This is a genomic window from Rhodosalinus sp. FB01 (assembly GCF_041365715.1).
GTDB lineage: Bacteria > Pseudomonadota > Alphaproteobacteria > Rhodobacterales > Rhodobacteraceae > Rhodosalinus.
The window spans coordinates 146,302-163,286 of record NZ_JBGFSH010000002.1; the positions used below are offsets into that span (position 1 = coordinate 146,302).

A 16,985-nucleotide genomic window follows, 5' to 3' on the forward strand; every position below is an offset into this window, starting at 1 on the left:
GCCCCGATGACGATCATCCACGCAGCGCAGGCGCTCCTGCCCGAGGGCTGGGCCAGCGAGATCCGCGTCGCCATCGCACCCGACGGGCGGCTCGCCGAAGCGCCGGCCGGCGCCGCGCCCGATCACCGCACGGGGCTCTTGCTGCCGGCGCCGGGCAACCTGCATTCCCACGCCTTCCAGCGCGCGATGGCCGGCCTGGCCGAGCGGCGCGGCGGCGCGGGGCAGGACAGTTTCTGGACCTGGCGGCAGCTGATGTACCGCTTTCTCGAAGCGCTCGGCCCCGACGAGGTGGAAGCCATCGCCGCGCAGGTGCAGATGGAGATGCTGGAGGCGGGTTTCGCCGCCGTGGGCGAGGTTCATTACCTGCACCATCAGCCGGGCGGCGCCCCCTCCCCCCGTCTCTCGGAACTTGCCGACCGGATCGTCGCCGCGGCGGCGGAAACCGGGATCGGCCTCACACTTCTGCCGGTGCTCTACAGCCAGGGCGGCTGCGACGGGCGTCCCCTGGGGGACGGGCAGCGCCGCTTCGGCAACGACACCGACCGCTTCTCCCGGCTGGTGGAGGGCGCGGCCGGGGCCATGACGACGCTGGGGCCGGATGCCGTGCTTGGCCTTGCCCCGCATTCGCTCCGCGCCGTCTCTCCGGACGCGCTGGCGCAGATCGCCGAAGTGGGGCTGGGGCCCCTGCACATGCACCTCGCCGAGCAGGAGGGCGAGGTGAGCGAGGCCATGTCGGCGCTCGGGGCGCGGCCCGTCGAGTGGCTTCTGGACAACGCGGAGGTGGATGCGCGGTGGTGCCTGATCCACTGCACCCAGATGCGCCCGCACGAAACCGCCAGGTTGGCGCGCACCGGCGCCGTCGCGGGGCTCTGTCCCGTGACGGAGGCCAATCTCGGCGACGGCATCTTCGACGGGGCGGGCTGGCGCGCCGCGGGGGGCCGGTTTGGCGTCGGCTCCGATTCCAACCTGCGGATCTCGCTCTCGGGAGAGCTTTCGGCGCTCGAATATTCCCAGCGGTTGCGGGATCGCGCCCGCGCCGTGCTGGCCGATCCCGGCCAGTCCACGGGTCGCCAGCTTCTGGAGGCCGCCGCGACCGGCGCCGCGCAGGCGCTCGGGCGGGGGCGCGGCGCGATCGCGCCCGGCGAATGGGCCGACCTCGTGGCGCTCGACACCGAGGCCACCGCCCTCGTTGGACGGAACGGCGACACCGCGCTCGACACATGGATCTTCGCCGCCGGCGACGGGCTGGTGCGCGACGTCTGGTCGGCAGGCCGCCACGTGGTCCGCGACGGCGCCCACGTGGCGCGGAGCCGGATCGAGGCGCGGTTCCGCGAGGCGATGGTCCGGCTCGGGGATGCGCTATGACGACCGGGCGGCGCCCGGCATGGCGCGCGGTGCACGACGAGGCCCTGCGCCGCATCCAGACCCGGGAGTGGCAGCCCGGAGAGCTGATCCCGAGCGAGGTGGCGCTCGCGCGCGAGTTGGGCCATGCCCGCGCCACGGTGAACCGCGCACTCCGCGCGCTGGCCAAGCAGGGGCTGCTGGAGCGGCGCCGCCGCGCCGGCACACGCGTTGCCGAGGCGCCGCAGCGCCGGGCCCTTCTGTCGGTTCCGATCGTCCGCGAGGAGGTCGAGGAACGCGGCGCGCGCTACGCCCACGCGCTGATCGCGCGCGGGGCCGCGCCCGTGCCCGAGGCTCCGCGCCTCGCGCTGGGGCTCGCCCCCGGCGCCCGCGCCGAGCGGGTTCGCGCGCTCCACCTCGCCGACGGGCGGCCCTACGCCTGGGAGGACCGCTGGGTGAACCTCGCCGCCGCGCCGGGCTTCGCCGCCGCGCCGCTCGACGAGATCAGCGCGAACGAGTGGCTGGTGCGACACGCGCCGTTCGATCGCGGCACGCTCGACTACGCCGCCGAGCCCGCCAGCGCCGATGCCGCCGCTCATCTGGGCTGCGCGCCCGGAACGCCCGTGATGGTGCTGGAGCGCGCCACCCAGGGTCCGGACGCGCCAGTCACCTGGGTGCGGCTGGCCTACGCGCCGGGCTACCGGCTGCGCATGAAGATCTGAGCCGGGCGCCTCAAAACGGGTGCTCGCGCCCGTCCCAGGTCAGAAAACGTCCGGTCGTGGCGACGCTCAATTCGCCGAAGCTCTCGATCAGGCCGCGGGCGGCGTCCTCGACACCGATCTCGGCCCTCGCGCCGCCCATGTCGGTGCGCACCCTGCCGGGGTGGTAGATGCCCACCGCGATCCCGAGCGGCGCGAGATCCGTGGCCAGGTTGCGCCCCAGGTTCACCGCCGCGGCCTTCGAGGCGCGGTAGATGTAGCTGCCGCCCGGCGCGCGCGTGGAACTGCCCATCTGGCTGGAGATCACGGCGATCCGCGGCGCGTCAGAGATCTGGAGATTGGGCAGGAGCGCCTGGGCGGTGAGGAACACGCCCGTCACGTTCACCGCGAAGGTCTCGGCCCACATCTCGGCCGGGTAGCCGTCGGCGAGGCTCTCGCCCTTGTCGGGGTAGATGCCCGCGTTGCAGACCAGCAGGTCCACCGGCACCGAGTCCAGCCGTGCCGCGAGGGCGCCGACACTCTCGGGATCGCGCACGTCGAGAGGCAGGAACCCGTCGCCGGCGCGCGCGGTGCCAGAGACGGTCCAGCCCGCCGCCCGGAGCCCCGCGTCGAGGGCCGCGCCTATGCCGCGGTTGGCCCCGGTGATCACGGCGTGAGGCGGGCGAGCCATCTCAGTTCGACTTGCGCGTGGGCAGGAAGGGGAGCGGCGCCACGGTCACCCCGTCCTCGACGAGCTTGCGCGCCTCGGCGGGCCGCGCCTGCCCCCGGATCGCGCGTTCCGGCGCATCGCCCGCGTGAATCGCGCGCGCCTCCCGCACGAAGTTCTCTCCCACGTCCTCCGAGTTCGCCTCGACGAAGGCGCGGAGGCGGCGCAGCGCGGGCTCGGCCGGGTGCGCGGGCGCACTCAGCGCGGGCGCAGGGCGCGCGCGTCGCGTCGATTTGCCCACGCGGGGCGACATCACGTCCTTCTGCACCTTCGTCGATCCGCAGACCAAGCAGCAGACCATGCCCGCGGCCTCGAGCTTGTCGAAGGCGATGGCGGACTGGAACCAGCTGTCGAAGCTGTGATCGTTCGCGCATTTCAGAGTGTAGTGGATCATCGCTGCAACTCGCGGAACAGGTCCGGGCAGTAGATAAGGACGCCGTCGCGGCGATCAACTCTCCTTGTCCGCCGGGGGCAGCATGTGCTGCACCGCGGCCACCACCGCCTCGGCGTCCGCGCCGTGCCCCAGCGCCTGCGCCCCCGCCTGCCCGAGCGCCGTCTGCGCGTCCAGCGCGGCAAGGTCCGAAAGCGCCCCGGCCAGCTCCCCGGCGCCGGAGACCCGCCGGCTCGCCCCCGCCTCCGCGATGCGGCCATAGGCGGGCGCGAAATTCTCCAGGTGCGGTCCGTGAAGCAGGGCGCAGCCGAAGGCCGCGGGTTCGTAGGGCGTGTGCCCGCCTTTCGGCACGAGCGATCCGCCGACGAAAACGGTCCCGGCCAGCGCGTACCACAGGTGCATCTCGCCCATCGTGTCGGCAAGCAGCACCTCGGCGCCCGTGATCTCGCCGCGACTGCGCCGGTCGAAGTCGATCCCGGCTTGCGCAAGCAGGGCCGCCACCGCGTCGCCGCGCGCGGGATGGCGGGGCGCGAGGATCAGCCGCAGACCGGGGCGCGCCGCGCGGGCCGCGAGATGGGCGGCGATCACGATGTCCTCCTCGCCGTCGTGGGTGGAGGCCGCAAGCCACGTCCCGGCGCGCGGAAAGGCGGCTTGCAACGCCCCGTCCGGTTCGCCCGGCGGCGGGGTGTAGAGCGCCTTGAGATCCAGCACCGGCCCGGCGGCCGCCCCCGGCAGGCCGAGCGCGCGCAGCCGCTCGAGCGAGCGGGCGTCCTGCGCCGACAGGAAGGAGATATGCCCCAGGACGCGGGTCGCGAGACCCGGAAGGCGCGCCCAGCCCCGCGCCGTCCGCGCGCTCATCCGCGCGCCGAGCACCGCCACGGGCACGCCCGCCGCGCCGCAGGCCGAAAGGCGGTTCGGCCAGAACTCGGACTCCACGACGATGTGCAGCCGCACGTCCCACCGCCGCAGCAGGCGCCGCGCCGCCCCGCGCAGATCGAGGGGCGCGCACTCCGCCGCCACGCCCCAGCCCCGTGCGAGATCGCGGCCCGTCACGCTGTTGGCCGTCACGAACCAGCGAAGATCGGGCCGCGCCCTCCGCAGCCGCGCGACGAGCGGCGCGACCGACGCAAGTTCCCCGTTCGACGCGGCGTGCAGCCAGACCGTGGGCCGCCGGTCGCCCGGCGCGGGCGCGACCCCGAGCCGTGCGCGGAGCGCGGCCAGGTCCTCGCGCCCGCGCAGCGTCCGCACTGCGAAAAGCGCGGCGAGCGGGAACGCCGCGACGGCGAAGATCACGCGGTAGAGCCACATGGCCACGTCCCGTAGTCCCCAGCCCCGGGCCGCACAAGCCCGGAGGGTTTCGCTTGCGCCCGCCCGCGCGACTGCCTACACCGCCCGGCGACCTCGACACCGGGTGATGGCCCCATGTCCGTTCTGGTGATGAAATTCGGCGGCACCTCCGTCGCCACGCTCGACCGTATCCGCCGCGCGGCCAAGCGCGTGGGCGTCGAGGTGGCCAAGGGGCACGACGTCATCGTGATCGTCTCGGCCATGGCCGGACGCACCAACGAGCTTGTCGGCTGGGTGAACGAGACCTCGCCGCTCTACGACGCGCGCGAATACGACGCGGTGGTGAGTTCCGGCGAGAACGTGACCGCGGGGCTGATGGCGCTCACGCTCCAGGAGATGGAGATCCCGGCGCGCAGCTGGCAGGGCTGGCAGGTGCCGGTTCTGACCACCTCCGCCCACGGCGCCGCGCGGATCGAGGATATCCCGAGCGGGAACATCTCGCGCCGGTTCGCGCAGGGCATGAAGGTGGCCGTCGTCGCCGGCTTCCAGGGCGTCAGCCCCGAGGGACGCATCACGACGCTGGGCCGGGGCGGAAGCGACACGACCGCGGTGGCCTTCGCCGCCGCCTTCGACGCGGTGCGCTGCGACATCTACACCGACGTGGACGGGGTCTATACCACCGACCCCCGGATCTCGGAGAAGGCGCGCAAGCTTGACCGCATCGCCTTCGAGGAGATGCTGGAACTCGCCTCGCTCGGCGCGAAGGTGCTCCAGACCCGCTCGGTCGAGCTCGCGATGCGCTACAAGGTGAAGCTGCGCGTGCTCTCGAGCTTCGGCGAGCAGTCGGACGAGGCGGGCACGCTGGTGTGCGACGAGGAGGACATCATGGAACAGAACGTGGTCTCGGGCGTCGCCTATTCCCGCGACGAGGCGCAGTTGACGCTGGTCTCGGTCGCCGACCGCCCCGGCATCGCGGCGGCGATCTTCGGCCCGCTTTCCGAGGCGGGCGTGAACGTGGACATGATCGTGCAGAACATCTCCGAGGAGGGGCGCACCGACATGACCTTCTCGCTGCCCACCGAGCAGGTGCTGCGCGCGGAACAGGCGATGATGGCCGCGAAGGAGCGGGGCGAGATCAACTTCCACGACCTCATCGCGAACCAGGCGGTCGCGAAGATCTCCGTCGTCGGGATCGGGATGCGCAGCCAGTCAGGCGTGGCGGCGAAGATGTTCAAGGTGCTGGCCGACGAGGGGATCAACATCAAGGTCATCACCACCTCCGAGATCAAGATCTCCGTGCTGATCGACCGGAAATACACCGAACTCGCCGTGCAGGCGCTGCATGACGCCTTCGAACTCGGGCAGCCGCGCTGATCCCGGGGTCGTCCAGCCGTTCCGCCGCGCCGCGGCACGCGAAGGAAGACGTTTCTTTCCGACCGCGGGTTGTGCTCTAAAGGCGTCCGGACGATGACCGACCGGGGCGAGGAGCGACAGCCAGGCATGCCCGACCGAGGCGAGAGCGAAAGCCGGAAGCTTCTGCGCCGGTTGCGCGAGGCGATGGCCGGCGAGAGCGCGGGCCAGGAACGGCTCGACAGGATCACCACGCTGATCGCCGAATCGATGGGCACCGAGGTCTGCTCCATCTACCTCTTCCGCGACCGCGAGACGCTGGAGCTTTGCGCGACCGAGGGGCTGAAGCCGGAGGCGGTGCACCAGACCCGGCTGCGGCTCGGCGAGGGCCTCGTGGGCCGGGTCGGCCGCTCGGGCCGGATCATCAACACGGAGAACGCCCCCGCCCTGCCGGGCTTCCGCTACATGCCGGAAACCGGCGAGGAGGCCTACACCTCCTTCCTCGGCGTGCCGATCCAGCGGCTGGGCGAGACGCTGGGCGTGCTGGTCGTTCAGTCGCGCGAGCCGCGCGGCTTCACCGCCGACGAGGTCTACGCGCTCGAGGTCGTGGCCATGGTCCTGGCCGAGATGGCGGAGCTCGGCGCCTTCGTGGGCGAAGGCGCGGCGATGACCGCGCGCCACCAGCAGCCGGTCACGCTGCGGGGCACGATCGGGCAGGAAGGCGTCGCGATGGGTCATGTGTGGCTGCACGAACCGCGCGTGGTCGTCGCCAACCCCATCGCCGACGATCCCGACCGGGAGGCGGAGCGCCTGCGCGAGGCGGTGGACCGCCTGCGCGTGGGGGTGGACCGGATGCTGGACGGCGCGGCGGGCGGTGACGCCGAGCAGCTTCAGGTGCTCGAGGCCTACCGCATGTTCGCCAACTCGCCCGGCTGGTTGCGGCGGATGGAAGAAAGCGTGGCCAGCGGCCTGTCCGCCGAGGCCGCGGTCGAGAAGGAACAGTCCTCCGCACGGGCGCGCCTCACGCAGGTGAGCGACCATTATCTCCGCGACCGGCTGCACGATCTCGACGACCTGTCGAACCGCCTGCTGCGGCTGCTCACCGGCCAGGGCAAGGAGACCGGGGCGCAGATGCCGGCCGACCCGATCCTGATCGCGCGCAATATCGGGCCCGCGGAGCTTCTGGACTACGGCCGCGCGCTCAGGGGCGTGGTGCTGGAGGAAGGCTCGGTGGGCAGCCACGCCGCCATCGTCGCGCGCGCGCTCGCCATCCCGCTGGTGATCCACGCCGAGCGGATCACCACGGAGGCGCTCAACGGCGATCCGATCGCCGTGGACGGCGAGCAGGGCATCGTGCACCTGCGCCCCGACGACAGCATCGCCGCCGCCTTCCGCGACAAGATCGCGATGCAGGCGGAGGCGCAGGAACGCTACGCCTCGATCCGCGACAAGCCCGCCGAGACGCTTTGCGGCACCACGATCGGAATGCACATGAACGCGGGGCTCATGGCCGACCTGCCCTCGCTCGCGGGGTCGGGCGCCGAGGGCGTGGGGCTCTTCCGGACCGAGCTGCAGTTCCTTCTGCGCAACAAGATGCCGCGCCGGTCGGAGCTCTCGGCGCTCTACGCCCGGATCATGCAGGCGGCGCAGGGCAAGCGCGTGGTGTTCCGCACGCTCGACATCGGCTCGGACAAGGTCCTGCCCTACATGACGGCCGTGGACGAACCGAACCCGGCGCTCGGCTGGCGCGCGATCCGCGTGGGCCTCGACAAGCCGGGCGTGCTGCGGATGCAGCTTCAGGCGCTGGTGCGGGCCGCCAATGGCGGGCCGCTTTCGGTGATGTTCCCCTTCATCGCGCAGTACGAGGAATATGTCGCGGCGCGCGCCGAGATGGACAAGGCGCTGGCGCGCGAGCGCATCCTGGGGCACCCCCTGCCCTCCTCGCTGGACGTGGGGGCGATGCTCGAGACCCCGAGCCTCGCCTTCGCGCCGCGGCGTTTCTTCGAGGAGGTGGAGTTCCTCTCGATCGGCGGCAACGACCTCAAGCAGTTCTTCTTCGCCGCCGACCGTGAGAACGAGCTGGTGCGGCGGCGCTACGACACGCTGAACGTGAGCTTCCTGACCTTCATCGAGCAGATCGTGCGGCGCTGCGAGGAGACGGGCACGCCGCTTTCCTTCTGCGGCGAGGACGCGGGCCGCCCGGTGGAGGCGCTTTGCCTCGCGGCGATGGGCATCCGGCTCCTGTCCATGCGCCCGGCCTCCATCGGGCCGGTCAAGCACCTCTTGCGCCGCGCGCACCTGGGAGAGGTGCGCACGGTGATCGAGGGGGCACGCGAGCGCGGCGAGCAGTCGGTCCGCGCGGCCGTCATGGAGTATCTGAAACGCTGACGGGAACCCGGGATCAGCGGCGCGCGGCGAAGAAATCGCGCAGGAGCGCCGCGGCCTCCTCCTCGGCGATGCCGGGATAGATCTCCGGCACGTGATGCGCCTGCGGGTGGGTGAAGACGCGCGCCCCATGCGCCACGCCCCCGGACTTCGGGTCAGACGCGCCGTAATAGAGCCGCGCGATACGCGAGAAGGCGATGGCCTGCGCGCACATCGCGCAGGGCTCCAGCGTGACGTAGAGCGCATGGCCCGGCAGCCGTTCGGATTCCGCCGCCGCGCAGGCTTCGCGGAGCGCGAGGATCTCGGCATGGGCGGTCGGATCGCTGAGTTCGCGGGTCCGGTTGCCGGCACGCGCCACCTCCCGGCCCGCCGGGTCCACGACGACGGCGCCCACCGGCACCTCGCCCCGGGCCGCCGCCGCGCGCGCCTCGGCCAGCGCGGTCTCCATGTGCGAACGGAAGGTCATGGCGCCTGATGCCGCCCGCGCGACGCTTGCGCAAGGGTCGCGCGGGGCCTATGCGCGGGGCATGAGCGAGAAGACCCCCGAGGGCGAGCGCATCGCCAAGGTTCTGGCGCGGGCCGGCGTGGCGAGCCGGCGCGAGGCCGAGCGCATGATCGAGGCGGGCCGCGTGGCGGTGAACGGCCGCCGCGTGGAGCGCGCGGCGCTCAACGTCACGCCCGCCGACCGGATCACCGTGGACGGCCGGCCCGTCGGGGCGCCCGAGCCGCCGAGGCTATGGCTTTACCACAAGCCCACCGGTCTGGTGACGACGACCCGCGACGAGCAGGGCCGTCCCACGATCTTCGACGCGCTGCCCGAGGACATGCCCCGCGTCATGAGCATCGGACGGCTCGACCTGACCTCGGAAGGGCTTCTGCTGCTGACCAACGACGGCGCGATCAAGCGCCGGCTCGAGCTGCCCTCGACGGGCTGGACGCGCAAGTACCGGGTCCGCGTGAAGGGCACGCCCGCCGACGAGACGTTCGAGCCGCTGCGGCGCGGCCTGAGCGTGGACGGCGAGCGCTTTCAGCCGATGACCGTCACGCTCGACCGCCAGCAGGGCGCGAACGCGTGGCTGACCGTGGCGATCAAGGAGGGGAGGAACCGCGAGATCCGCCGCGCGATGACGGCCGTGGGCCTGACGGTGAACCGCCTGATCCGCATCTCCTACGGGCCCTTTCAGCTGGGCACGCTGAAGCCGGGCGCGGTGGAGGAGGTGCGCCAGCGCGTCCTGCGCGACCAGCTTGGGCTGGGCGAGACGAAAAGCGCGGCCCAGGGCAAGCCGAAGCTGCGCCGCCATCGCCGGAGCTGAACCGCCGTCACGAGGACGTTACACGCGTCTGCGCAAGCCCGGAAGGGGCGGTTCCGGAACGGGCGGCGCTCCGCCGCCGGGGCTGGCCCCGAAGCCCGCCATGGCCTATCGTGGTGGCGACCCTGACGCAGGAGCACCATGTCGCGACTTGTGCTTATCCTCGTGCTGGTGGCCGTGGTCACGGCCCTGGCCGCCATCGCCGTCGCTGTGATCTCCGAGACGGGGGGGCGCACCGGGCGCGCGATGGGGCGCCCCGGCGGGCGGCTCAACGCCGTGCAGCGCATGGCCTATCTGCTTCTCATGGCGGTCATGCTGGGCACCGCCACCGGCCTGCTGGAGGCGGGCTGATGGCGCGGCGCTACGGCGGACGGTTCAGCCCGGAGGCGGGGGCGGAGGAGACGGAGGGCGCGCATCGCCTGTCCACCACCGCGACGGAATTCCGGATCGCGCCCGGCGGGGCCCGCGTCAACCTGCTCTACCTTCCGGCCGCGGTGCTGGCCGTCTTCTCGCTGGGCGGCGGGCCCGAGCGGCTTGCCCTGGGGCTCATCGGCGCGAGCCTCTGGGCGCTGGCGGCCTGGCTGACGCGCGAGGGGCTGCGCGCCGAGGCCGCCTGGCACGACCGCAAGGTCGCCCGCCGCCCGGCGATGCCGCGCAAGCTGTCCGCCTCGCTCCTGGTGGGCATCGGCACGGCGGTCGCCGCGGGCAGCGGCAACGGGGATCTTCCGGGCGCGCTGCTTTACGGCGTGATCGGGGCGGCGTTGCACGTCACGGCCTTCGGCGTCGATCCGCTCACCGACAAGGGAATCGAAGGCGTGGACCGCTTCCAGCAGGATCGCGTGGCCCGCGCCGTGGACGAGGCCGAAAAGCACCTCACGGCGATGCGGGACGCCATCGCCCGGACCGGCGACCGCCAGATCGAGGCGCGGGTGGAGCGGTTTCTCGCCACGGCGCGGAAACTGTTCCGCACGGTCGAGAACGACCCCCGCGACCTGACCTCGGCGCGAAAGTTCCTGTCGGTCTACCTGATGGGCGCGCGGGACGCCTCGGTGAAGTTCGCGGAGGTCTACGCGCGCGGCCGCGACGCGGGGGCGCGCGCCGACTACCTCGCTCTGCTCGACGATCTGGAGCAGAATTTCGCCGCCCGCACGGAGAAGCTGCTGGCCAACGACCACGCCGACATGAGCGTTGAGATCGAGGTGCTGCGCGACCGCCTCAAGCAGGAGGGCCTTCGGGCCGACTACCAACAGGAGTGAGTCCATGCCGATGTCCGAAAACGTCCGCCAGGAGGCGGAAAAGACCCTCTCGCTTGTGGAGGAGATGAACGCCGTGGTGCTGCCCGATCCCGCCGAGACGTCCGAGATCGTCCCCCTGGAGGAGGCCGATACCGCCAAGAGCGGCGAGCTCCGGCGCCGCATGGACGAGATCGACATCGCCGACACGAACTCGATCGTCTCCTTCGGCTCCGCCGCCCAGGCGGAGTTGCAGGAGATCAGCCAGGCCATGCTGGCCGACGTGCGCAACAAGGACGTGGGCCCGGCGGGCGATTCGCTGCGCGACATCGTCACCACGATCCGCGGCTTCTCGGTGTCCGAGCTGGACGTGCGCCGCGAGCGCAGCTTCTGGGAGCGCCTGCTCGGACGCGCGGCCCCGGCCGCGAAGTTCGCGGCGCGCTACGAGCACGTTCAGGGCCAGATCGACCGTATCACCGAGAACCTTCTGCACCACGAGCCCCGGCTTCTGAAGGACATCAAGTCGCTCGACATGCTCTACGAGAAGACCCTGGGCTTCTATGACGAGCTCGCGCTCTACATCGCGGCGGGCGAGGCCAAGCTGAAGGACCTCGACGGCAACGACATCCCCGAGAAGGAAAAGGCGGTGGCCGCGGCGCCCGAGGACGATCAGGTGATGAAGGCGCAGGAGCTGCGCGACCTGCGCGCGGCGCGCGACGACCTGGAGCGCCGGGTCCATGACCTGAAGCTCACCCGGCAGGTGACGATGCAGTCGCTGCCCTCCATCCGCCTCGTGCAGGAGAACGACAAGAGCCTCGTCACCAAGATCAATTCCACCCTCGTGAACACCGTGCCGCTGTGGGAAACGCAGCTCGCACAGGCGGTCACGATCCAGCGCTCGGCCGAGGCCGCGGCCGCGGTGAAGGAAGCCTCGGACCTGACGAACGAATTGCTGACGGCGAACGCCGAGAACCTGCGCGCCTCTAACAAGGCGATCCGCCAGGAGATGGAGCGCGGCGTCTTCGACATCGAGGCCATCAAGAAGGCCAACGCCGATCTGGTCGGCACGATCGAGGAGAGCCTTCAGATCGCCGACGAGGGCAAGGCGCGCCGCGCCGCCGCCGAGCAGGAACTTCGAAAGATGGAGTCCGAGCTGCGCGACACGCTGTCCTCCGCCAAGGCGCGCGCCACGGGCACGGGCGACACCGCGGCGACCGCCGTTCCCAAGGCGTGAACGGGATGCGGCGGGCGCTCTTCGCGGCGCTTTGCGTCGTGCTGGCGGGATGCGATGCGGCACCGGTGCCACCGGTCGCCGCCCCGCCCGCCCGACCGGACGAGCTGGCCCCGCCGCCCGCCCCCGCAGGGGATCCCGCCGCGCGCACCACGGAGAGCCGCCAGCTCGCGGCCTACTACGCAAGGGTGCAGGCCGACCTTCTGGCGCAGGGCCTGCTGCGCACCGACGGCGGCGGCCCCGACACGCCCTACGGGTCCGCGGATATCCTGCGCAACTTCGAGCGTATCGCCTTCTTCGACGAGTATACCCGCGGCGCCGGCCTGCGGCCGGGCCGGAACGTTTCCGGGCGGCTCAAGCGCTGGCCCGGGCCCGTGCGCATCGCGGCGGCATTCGGCGCCTCGGTGCCGCCCGCCCGACGCACCCGCGACGCCAACGCCGTGCGCGGCTACGCGGCGCGGCTGGCGCAGGTGACAGGGCATCCGATCTCGGTGAGTTCGCCGCGCTCCGCCAACTTCCATGTCCTGTTCATGGGCGAGGACGACCGCGACGAACTGCTCGCCCGCGTGCGCGGGATCGTGCCCGACATCGCGCCGGACGCGCTGGCGATCTTCGACGATCTGCCGCGCTCGATCCATTGCCTGGTGCTGGCGTTTTCGGGCACGTCGGGCGGATACGACTATGCCCGCGCCATCGCCTTCATCCGCGCCGAGCATCCCGACCTGATGCGCCTTGCCTGCATCCACGAGGAGATGGCGCAGGGCCTCGGGCTTGCCAACGACAGCCCTCGGGCGCGTCCTTCGATCTTCAACGACGACGACGAGTTCGCATTGCTCACCACTCATGACGAGGAGCTCCTGCGGCTGCTCTACGATCCGCGCCTCGAGATCGGCATGCGCCTCGAAGAGGCGCGGCCGATCCTGCGGGACATCCTCGAGGGCCGCGACGCCGCTCCGGAAAGCTGACGGGGCGCGCGGAGACTGGATTCGCCATCGCCGCGCGGTATGGTCTCCGCGGCGCGCAGCAAGGAGGCAGGCCATGCCGATCTTCGACTTTCTCTCCGGCCAGTTCATCGACGTCATCCACTGGACCGACGACACCCGCGACACCATGGTCTGGCGCTTCGAGCGCGAGGGGCACGAAATCAAGTACGGCGCGAAGCTGACCGTGCGCGAGGGGCAGGCGGCGGTCTTCGTCCACGAGGGGCAGCTCGCGGACGTGTTCACCCCGGGACTCTATTTTCTCGAGACCAACAACATGCCGGTCCTGACCTCCCTGCAGCACTGGGACCACGGCTTCCGCTCGCCCTTCAAGTCCGAGATCTACTTCGTCAACACCACCCGCTTCTCGGACCTGAAATGGGGCACGAAGAACCCGATCATCGCCCGCGATCCCGAATTCGGACCGGTGCGGCTGCGCGCCTTCGGAACCTACACCGTGCGCGTCGCGGACCCCGCGCGCTTCCTCCAGGAGATCGTGGGCACCGACGGCGAGTTCACGATGGACGAGATCAGCTTCCAGATCCGCAACATCATCGTGCAGGAGTTCAGCCGCGCGCTCGCCTCCTCGGGCATCCCGGTGCTCGACATGGCGGCGAACACCCGCGATCTGGGCAAGCTCGTCGCGCGCGAGATCCAGCCGACGCTTGTCGAATACGGCCTCGAGATCCCGGAACTCTACATCGAGAACATCTCGCTGCCGCCGGCGGTGGAGCAGGCGCTCGACAAGCGCACCTCGATGGGGCTCGTGGGCGATCTGAGCCGGTACGCGGAGTTCTCCGCGGCAGAGGCGATGACAAGGGCCGCCGACAACCCGGCGGGCGGCGGCATGGCCGCGGGTCTCGGCGCGGGAATGGGGATGGCGATGGGATCGCGGATGGCGCAACCCGGTCCATGGGGAGGCGCAGCCCCGGGCGCCGGGCAGGGCGCGCAGCCTGCCGCCGCGCCGCCGCCCCCGCCGCCGGTGGAGCATGTCTGGCACATCGCCGAGAACGGGCAGACGCGCGGCCCCTTCTCGCGCGCCGATCTTGGCCGGATGGCCGTCGCGGGCGAGCGCGCCCGCAACAGCTACGTCTGGACCCAGGGACAGGATGGCTGGAAGCATGCCGAGGACGTGCCCGAGCTTGCCCAGCTCTTCACCGTGATGCCCCCGCCGCCGCCAGGCAGCTGAGGCCCGCGGCCCGCCGGACACCAGGCCCATGGCACCCGAACCGCCCCCGCCGCCCGACGCGCCCGCGCGCGCCGCGGCCCCGCTGGAGACGCACCGCTTCCCCTGCGAGGCCTGCGGCGCCGACCTGCGCTTCGAGCCTCGCGCGGGCCGGCTCGTCTGCGATCATTGCGGCAACACCGAGCCGATGGAGACCCGTGACGGCGCCGCGGCCATCCGCGAGCTCGACTTCCGCGCGGCGCTGGAGCGGGCGCTGCCGCAGGCGGAGATGGAAGAGACGCGCGTCACCACCTGCCCCAACTGCGGCGCACAGGTGGAATTCGACCCCGAGCTTCATGCCCGGGACTGCCCGTTCTGCGCCACGCCCGTCGTCACCGACACCGGTATGCACCGCCACATCAAGCCGCGCGGCGTGGTGCCCTTCGCCCTCGACGAGCGCGCGGCGCGGCAGGCGATGACGCGCTGGCTGGGCCGGCTCTGGTTCGCGCCGGGCGGGCTGAAGCAGTATGCCCGAAAGGGCCGGAAGATGCAGGGCATCTACGTGCCCTTCTGGACCTTCGACGCCGACACGGCGAGCCGCTACAGGGGCGAGCGCGGCACCGCCTACTACGAGACGCGCACCGTGATGCGGGACGGCAAGCGCGTGCAGCAACGCATCCGAAAGATCCGCTGGCGGCCCGCCTCGGGCCGCGTCGCGCGGTTCTTCGACGACGTGCTGGTGCTGGCCTCGCGCTCCCTGCCCAAGACCTTCACCGACGCGCTCGAGCCCTGGGACCTCGCCGCGCTCGAACCCTACCGCCCCGAGTTCCTCGCGGGGTTCCGGGCCGAGGGCTACCAGGTGGACCTCGCCCCGGGCTTCGAGGAAGCGCGGGCCCGCATGGACATGGTGATCCGCCGCGACGTGGCCTTCGACATCGGCGGCGACGCGCAGCGCATCCACGCCATCGATACCGATCTGCGCGACGTGACCTTCAAGCACATCCTGCTGCCCGTCTGGCTCGCCGCCTACAAGTATCGCGGGAGAACCTACCGCTTCGTCGTCAACGGCCAGACCGGGCGCGTTCAGGGCGAGCGGCCGTGGTCGGCCTGGAAGATCGCCCTCGCGGTGCTTGCCGGCCTGCTCCTGGCCGGGACCCTCGGCTTTCTTCTGGCCGCGAACCCCGACCTGCTGGAGCAGGGCTTCTGACCGCGATCAGCCCTTCCTGACGTCGATCCGGCGCGCGCCGGCGCTGCCGGTCATGCGGCGGGGCACCGTCACGGTCAGGACACCGTCCTTCATGTGGCCGTCCACCTTGTCCTGCTGCGCGTCCGAGGGAAGGCGGAAGGACCGGGTGAAGCTGCCGTACTGCCGCTCGCTGAAGAACCAGGTGTCGCCGCTTTCCTCGCGCTCCGACCTCTTTTCCCCCTTCACGGTCACCACGCCGTCATCCACCGAGACCTCGATGTCGTCCTCCGACACGCCGGGCAGTTCCATCGTGATCGTGTAGGACTCGTCGCTGCCCGAGGCATCCGACGCCGGTGCGAGCATCTCGGCGATGCGGGTGCCGAAGCTGCGAAACGGCTCGTAGAGCGAGGGCCAGAGGCCCGACATGCTGGATTTCTCGACCATTCGAATCTCCTCCGTCTTGCATGTTGGCGCGCGCAAGTCTGGCAAGGCGCGCGCCCGGCGTATTTGACCGGCGTCAAGCCTGCGCAGACTTGCATCGCCCGCTCCCGCGCGGCAGCGTGCCCCGGCGGCGAAACGGAGGCGAAGCGCCATGAAGGCAGTGTTGCAAAGGGTCTCGGAGGCGTCGGTGAGCGTCGGCGGCGCCGTCGTGGGCGAGATCGGCCCCGGGCTCATGGTCCTCGTCTGCGCCATGGAGGGCGACACGGAGGAGCAGGCGCGCAAGCTCGCCGCGAAGGCGGCGAAGCTGCGCATCTTCCGCGACGAGGACGGACGGATGAACCGCTCGATCCTCGACATCCGCGGCGCGGCGCTCGTCATCAGCCAGTTCACGCTCGCGGCCGACACATCGCGGGGCAACCGGCCGGGTTTCTCCGCCGCCGCACCGCCCGAGGAGGGCCGCCGCCTCTACGAAAGCTTCGCCGCGGCTCTTCAGGCCGAGGGCGTGGCCGTGGCGACAGGGCGCTTCGGCGCGGACATGCAGGTGAGCCTCGTCAATGACGGGCCGGTGACGATCCCGCTCGAGCTCTGACGGATCGGGGTTGGCAGCACGGCCCGGGATGCTAGGTAGCCTGCGGCGCGACGATTGGTCCAAGACGCAAGACAGGATCCGCCAAGTGCCGAATGCCGAGTTCCAGGATTTCGTGCCGGGCGCCGGCGCGGAGCGCGACTTCCGCGACGCGCTGGGCCGTTTCGCGACCGGCGTGACCGTCGTGACCTGCGCGGGCGCGGACGGACCGGTCGGCATGACGGCCAACAGCTTCTCGAGCCTGTCGCTCGACCCGCCGCTCATCCTCTGGGCACCGGCGCGCGGCTCCCATCGCTTCCCGGCCTTCGACGCCGCGGGCCACTTCGCCGTGCATGTCCTCGGTGCCGATCAGGACGAGATCTGCCAGGCCTTCGCGAAGAACGCCGATGCCTTCGACCTTCTCGACTGGCACAAGACACCGGAGGGCGTGCCGGTGTTCGACGCCTGTCTCGCGCGTTTCGAATGCGCCAAGCGCGCGGCCCACGACGGCGGCGACCACGAGATCCACGTGGGAGAGGTCCTGCGCGCCCGCAGCCGCGAGGGATCCCCGCTCATCTTCTTCGGCGGCGCCTACGGCGGCCTCGCCGGCCGCCCGTGATCGAGGGGGCGGCGTCGTCGAGGCGCTGACCGGCGGGACATGGCGGGCAGGCAGCCCGCCGCAAGCGCCCGGAAACT

18 protein-coding genes are annotated in these 16,985 nt (G+C 71.6%); 13 read left to right on the top strand and 5 right to left on the bottom strand.

Annotated elements, in window-relative coordinates; translation table 11 throughout:
• Positions 1 to 6: 6 nt before the first annotated feature.
• Both AB6A65_RS03405 and AB6A65_RS03410 read left to right on the top strand, forming a co-directional pair.
• Positions 7 to 1,365, top strand: coding sequence for a formimidoylglutamate deiminase (locus tag AB6A65_RS03405; protein WP_371036952.1), 1,359 nt, complete (start codon positions 7 to 9; stop codon positions 1,363 to 1,365).
• Positions 1,362 to 2,063, top strand: coding sequence for a GntR family transcriptional regulator (locus AB6A65_RS03410; protein WP_371036953.1), 702 nt, complete (start codon positions 1,362 to 1,364; stop codon positions 2,061 to 2,063). The genes AB6A65_RS03405 and AB6A65_RS03410 overlap by 4 nt, the downstream gene beginning before the upstream one ends.
• Before the next feature lie 10 nt (positions 2,064 to 2,073).
• On the opposite strand, the gene AB6A65_RS03415 is transcribed toward AB6A65_RS03410, so the two are convergent.
• Genes AB6A65_RS03415 through AB6A65_RS03425 form a run of 3 tightly spaced genes read right to left on the bottom strand, consistent with a single transcriptional unit; the run spans position 2,074 to position 4,465 of the window.
• Positions 2,074 to 2,730 carry an SDR family NAD(P)-dependent oxidoreductase gene (locus tag AB6A65_RS03415; RefSeq protein ID WP_371036954.1) on the bottom strand — a complete coding sequence of 219 codons (657 nt, stop codon included), beginning with the start codon at positions 2,728 to 2,730 and terminating at the stop codon, positions 2,074 to 2,076.
• 1 nt (position 2,731) lies between these two features.
• Positions 2,732 to 3,160 carry a DUF1178 family protein gene (locus tag AB6A65_RS03420; protein ID WP_371036955.1) on the bottom strand — a complete coding sequence of 143 codons (429 nt, stop codon included), beginning with the start codon at positions 3,158 to 3,160 and terminating at the stop codon, positions 2,732 to 2,734.
• Positions 3,161 to 3,214: 54 nt separating this feature from the next.
• Entirely contained in the window at positions 3,215 to 4,465 is a 1,251-nt protein-coding gene (locus tag AB6A65_RS03425) for a 3-deoxy-D-manno-octulosonic acid transferase (RefSeq protein ID WP_371036956.1), read from the bottom strand.
• A 114-nt stretch (positions 4,466 to 4,579) separates the two neighbouring features.
• Between AB6A65_RS03425 and AB6A65_RS03430 the strand changes: the two genes are divergently transcribed.
• Complete coding sequence (locus AB6A65_RS03430) at positions 4,580 to 5,818, top strand: aspartate kinase (RefSeq protein ID WP_371036957.1); 1,239 nt, start codon at positions 4,580 to 4,582, stop codon at positions 5,816 to 5,818.
• Positions 5,819 to 5,944: 126 nt separating this feature from the next.
• A complete protein-coding gene (ptsP, locus tag AB6A65_RS03435; protein ID WP_371036958.1) occupies positions 5,945 to 8,182 on the top strand; it encodes a phosphoenolpyruvate--protein phosphotransferase in 2,238 nt (745 codons plus the stop codon).
• Between the two features lie 13 nt (positions 8,183 to 8,195).
• Here ptsP and AB6A65_RS03440 read toward each other — a convergent pair whose 3' ends face one another.
• The gene (locus tag AB6A65_RS03440) at positions 8,196 to 8,645 is read right to left on the bottom strand and encodes a nucleoside deaminase (protein ID WP_371036959.1); all 450 of its coding nucleotides are present in this window, start codon (positions 8,643 to 8,645) and stop codon (positions 8,196 to 8,198) included.
• A 61-nt stretch (positions 8,646 to 8,706) separates the two neighbouring features.
• Between AB6A65_RS03440 and AB6A65_RS03445 the strand changes: the two genes are divergently transcribed.
• From AB6A65_RS03445 to AB6A65_RS03475, 7 genes are all read left to right on the top strand, one after another.
• Positions 8,707 to 9,492: a pseudouridine synthase gene (locus tag AB6A65_RS03445; protein WP_371036960.1), complete on the top strand. Its 786-nt coding sequence runs from the start codon at positions 8,707 to 8,709 to the stop codon at positions 9,490 to 9,492.
• Between the two features lie 138 nt (positions 9,493 to 9,630).
• On the top strand, positions 9,631 to 9,840 hold the full coding sequence (locus tag AB6A65_RS03450; protein ID WP_371036961.1) for a hypothetical protein: 210 nt from the start codon (positions 9,631 to 9,633) through the stop codon (positions 9,838 to 9,840).
• Positions 9,840 to 10,745, top strand: coding sequence for a 5-bromo-4-chloroindolyl phosphate hydrolysis family protein (locus AB6A65_RS03455; RefSeq protein ID WP_371036962.1), 906 nt, complete (start codon positions 9,840 to 9,842; stop codon positions 10,743 to 10,745). Before AB6A65_RS03450 ends, AB6A65_RS03455 begins: the two co-directional genes overlap by 1 nt.
• Positions 10,746 to 10,755: 10 nt before the next feature.
• A complete protein-coding gene (locus AB6A65_RS03460; protein ID WP_371037242.1) occupies positions 10,756 to 11,955 on the top strand; it encodes a toxic anion resistance protein in 1,200 nt (399 codons plus the stop codon).
• Between the two features lie 5 nt (positions 11,956 to 11,960).
• Entirely contained in the window at positions 11,961 to 12,917 is a 957-nt protein-coding gene (locus tag AB6A65_RS03465) for a DUF2927 domain-containing protein (protein WP_371036963.1), read from the top strand.
• A 73-nt stretch (positions 12,918 to 12,990) separates the two neighbouring features.
• The gene (locus AB6A65_RS03470) at positions 12,991 to 14,121 is read left to right on the top strand and encodes an SPFH domain-containing protein (protein WP_371036964.1); all 1,131 of its coding nucleotides are present in this window, start codon (positions 12,991 to 12,993) and stop codon (positions 14,119 to 14,121) included.
• A 28-nt stretch (positions 14,122 to 14,149) separates the two neighbouring features.
• The gene (locus tag AB6A65_RS03475) at positions 14,150 to 15,304 is read left to right on the top strand and encodes a TFIIB-type zinc finger domain-containing protein (protein WP_371036965.1); all 1,155 of its coding nucleotides are present in this window, start codon (positions 14,150 to 14,152) and stop codon (positions 15,302 to 15,304) included.
• A 6-nt stretch (positions 15,305 to 15,310) separates the two neighbouring features.
• Here AB6A65_RS03475 and AB6A65_RS03480 read toward each other — a convergent pair whose 3' ends face one another.
• Positions 15,311 to 15,727: an Hsp20/alpha crystallin family protein gene (locus AB6A65_RS03480; RefSeq protein WP_371036966.1), complete on the bottom strand. Its 417-nt coding sequence runs from the start codon at positions 15,725 to 15,727 to the stop codon at positions 15,311 to 15,313.
• A gap of 148 nt (positions 15,728 to 15,875) precedes the next feature.
• On the opposite strand from AB6A65_RS03480, the gene dtd reads away from it, so the two are divergent.
• Positions 15,876 to 16,313, top strand: coding sequence for a D-aminoacyl-tRNA deacylase (gene dtd, locus AB6A65_RS03485; protein ID WP_371036967.1), 438 nt, complete (start codon positions 15,876 to 15,878; stop codon positions 16,311 to 16,313).
• Between the two features lie 85 nt (positions 16,314 to 16,398).
• Complete coding sequence (locus AB6A65_RS03490) at positions 16,399 to 16,908, top strand: flavin reductase family protein (RefSeq protein ID WP_371036968.1); 510 nt, start codon at positions 16,399 to 16,401, stop codon at positions 16,906 to 16,908.
• Positions 16,909 to 16,985 lie beyond the last annotated feature (77 nt).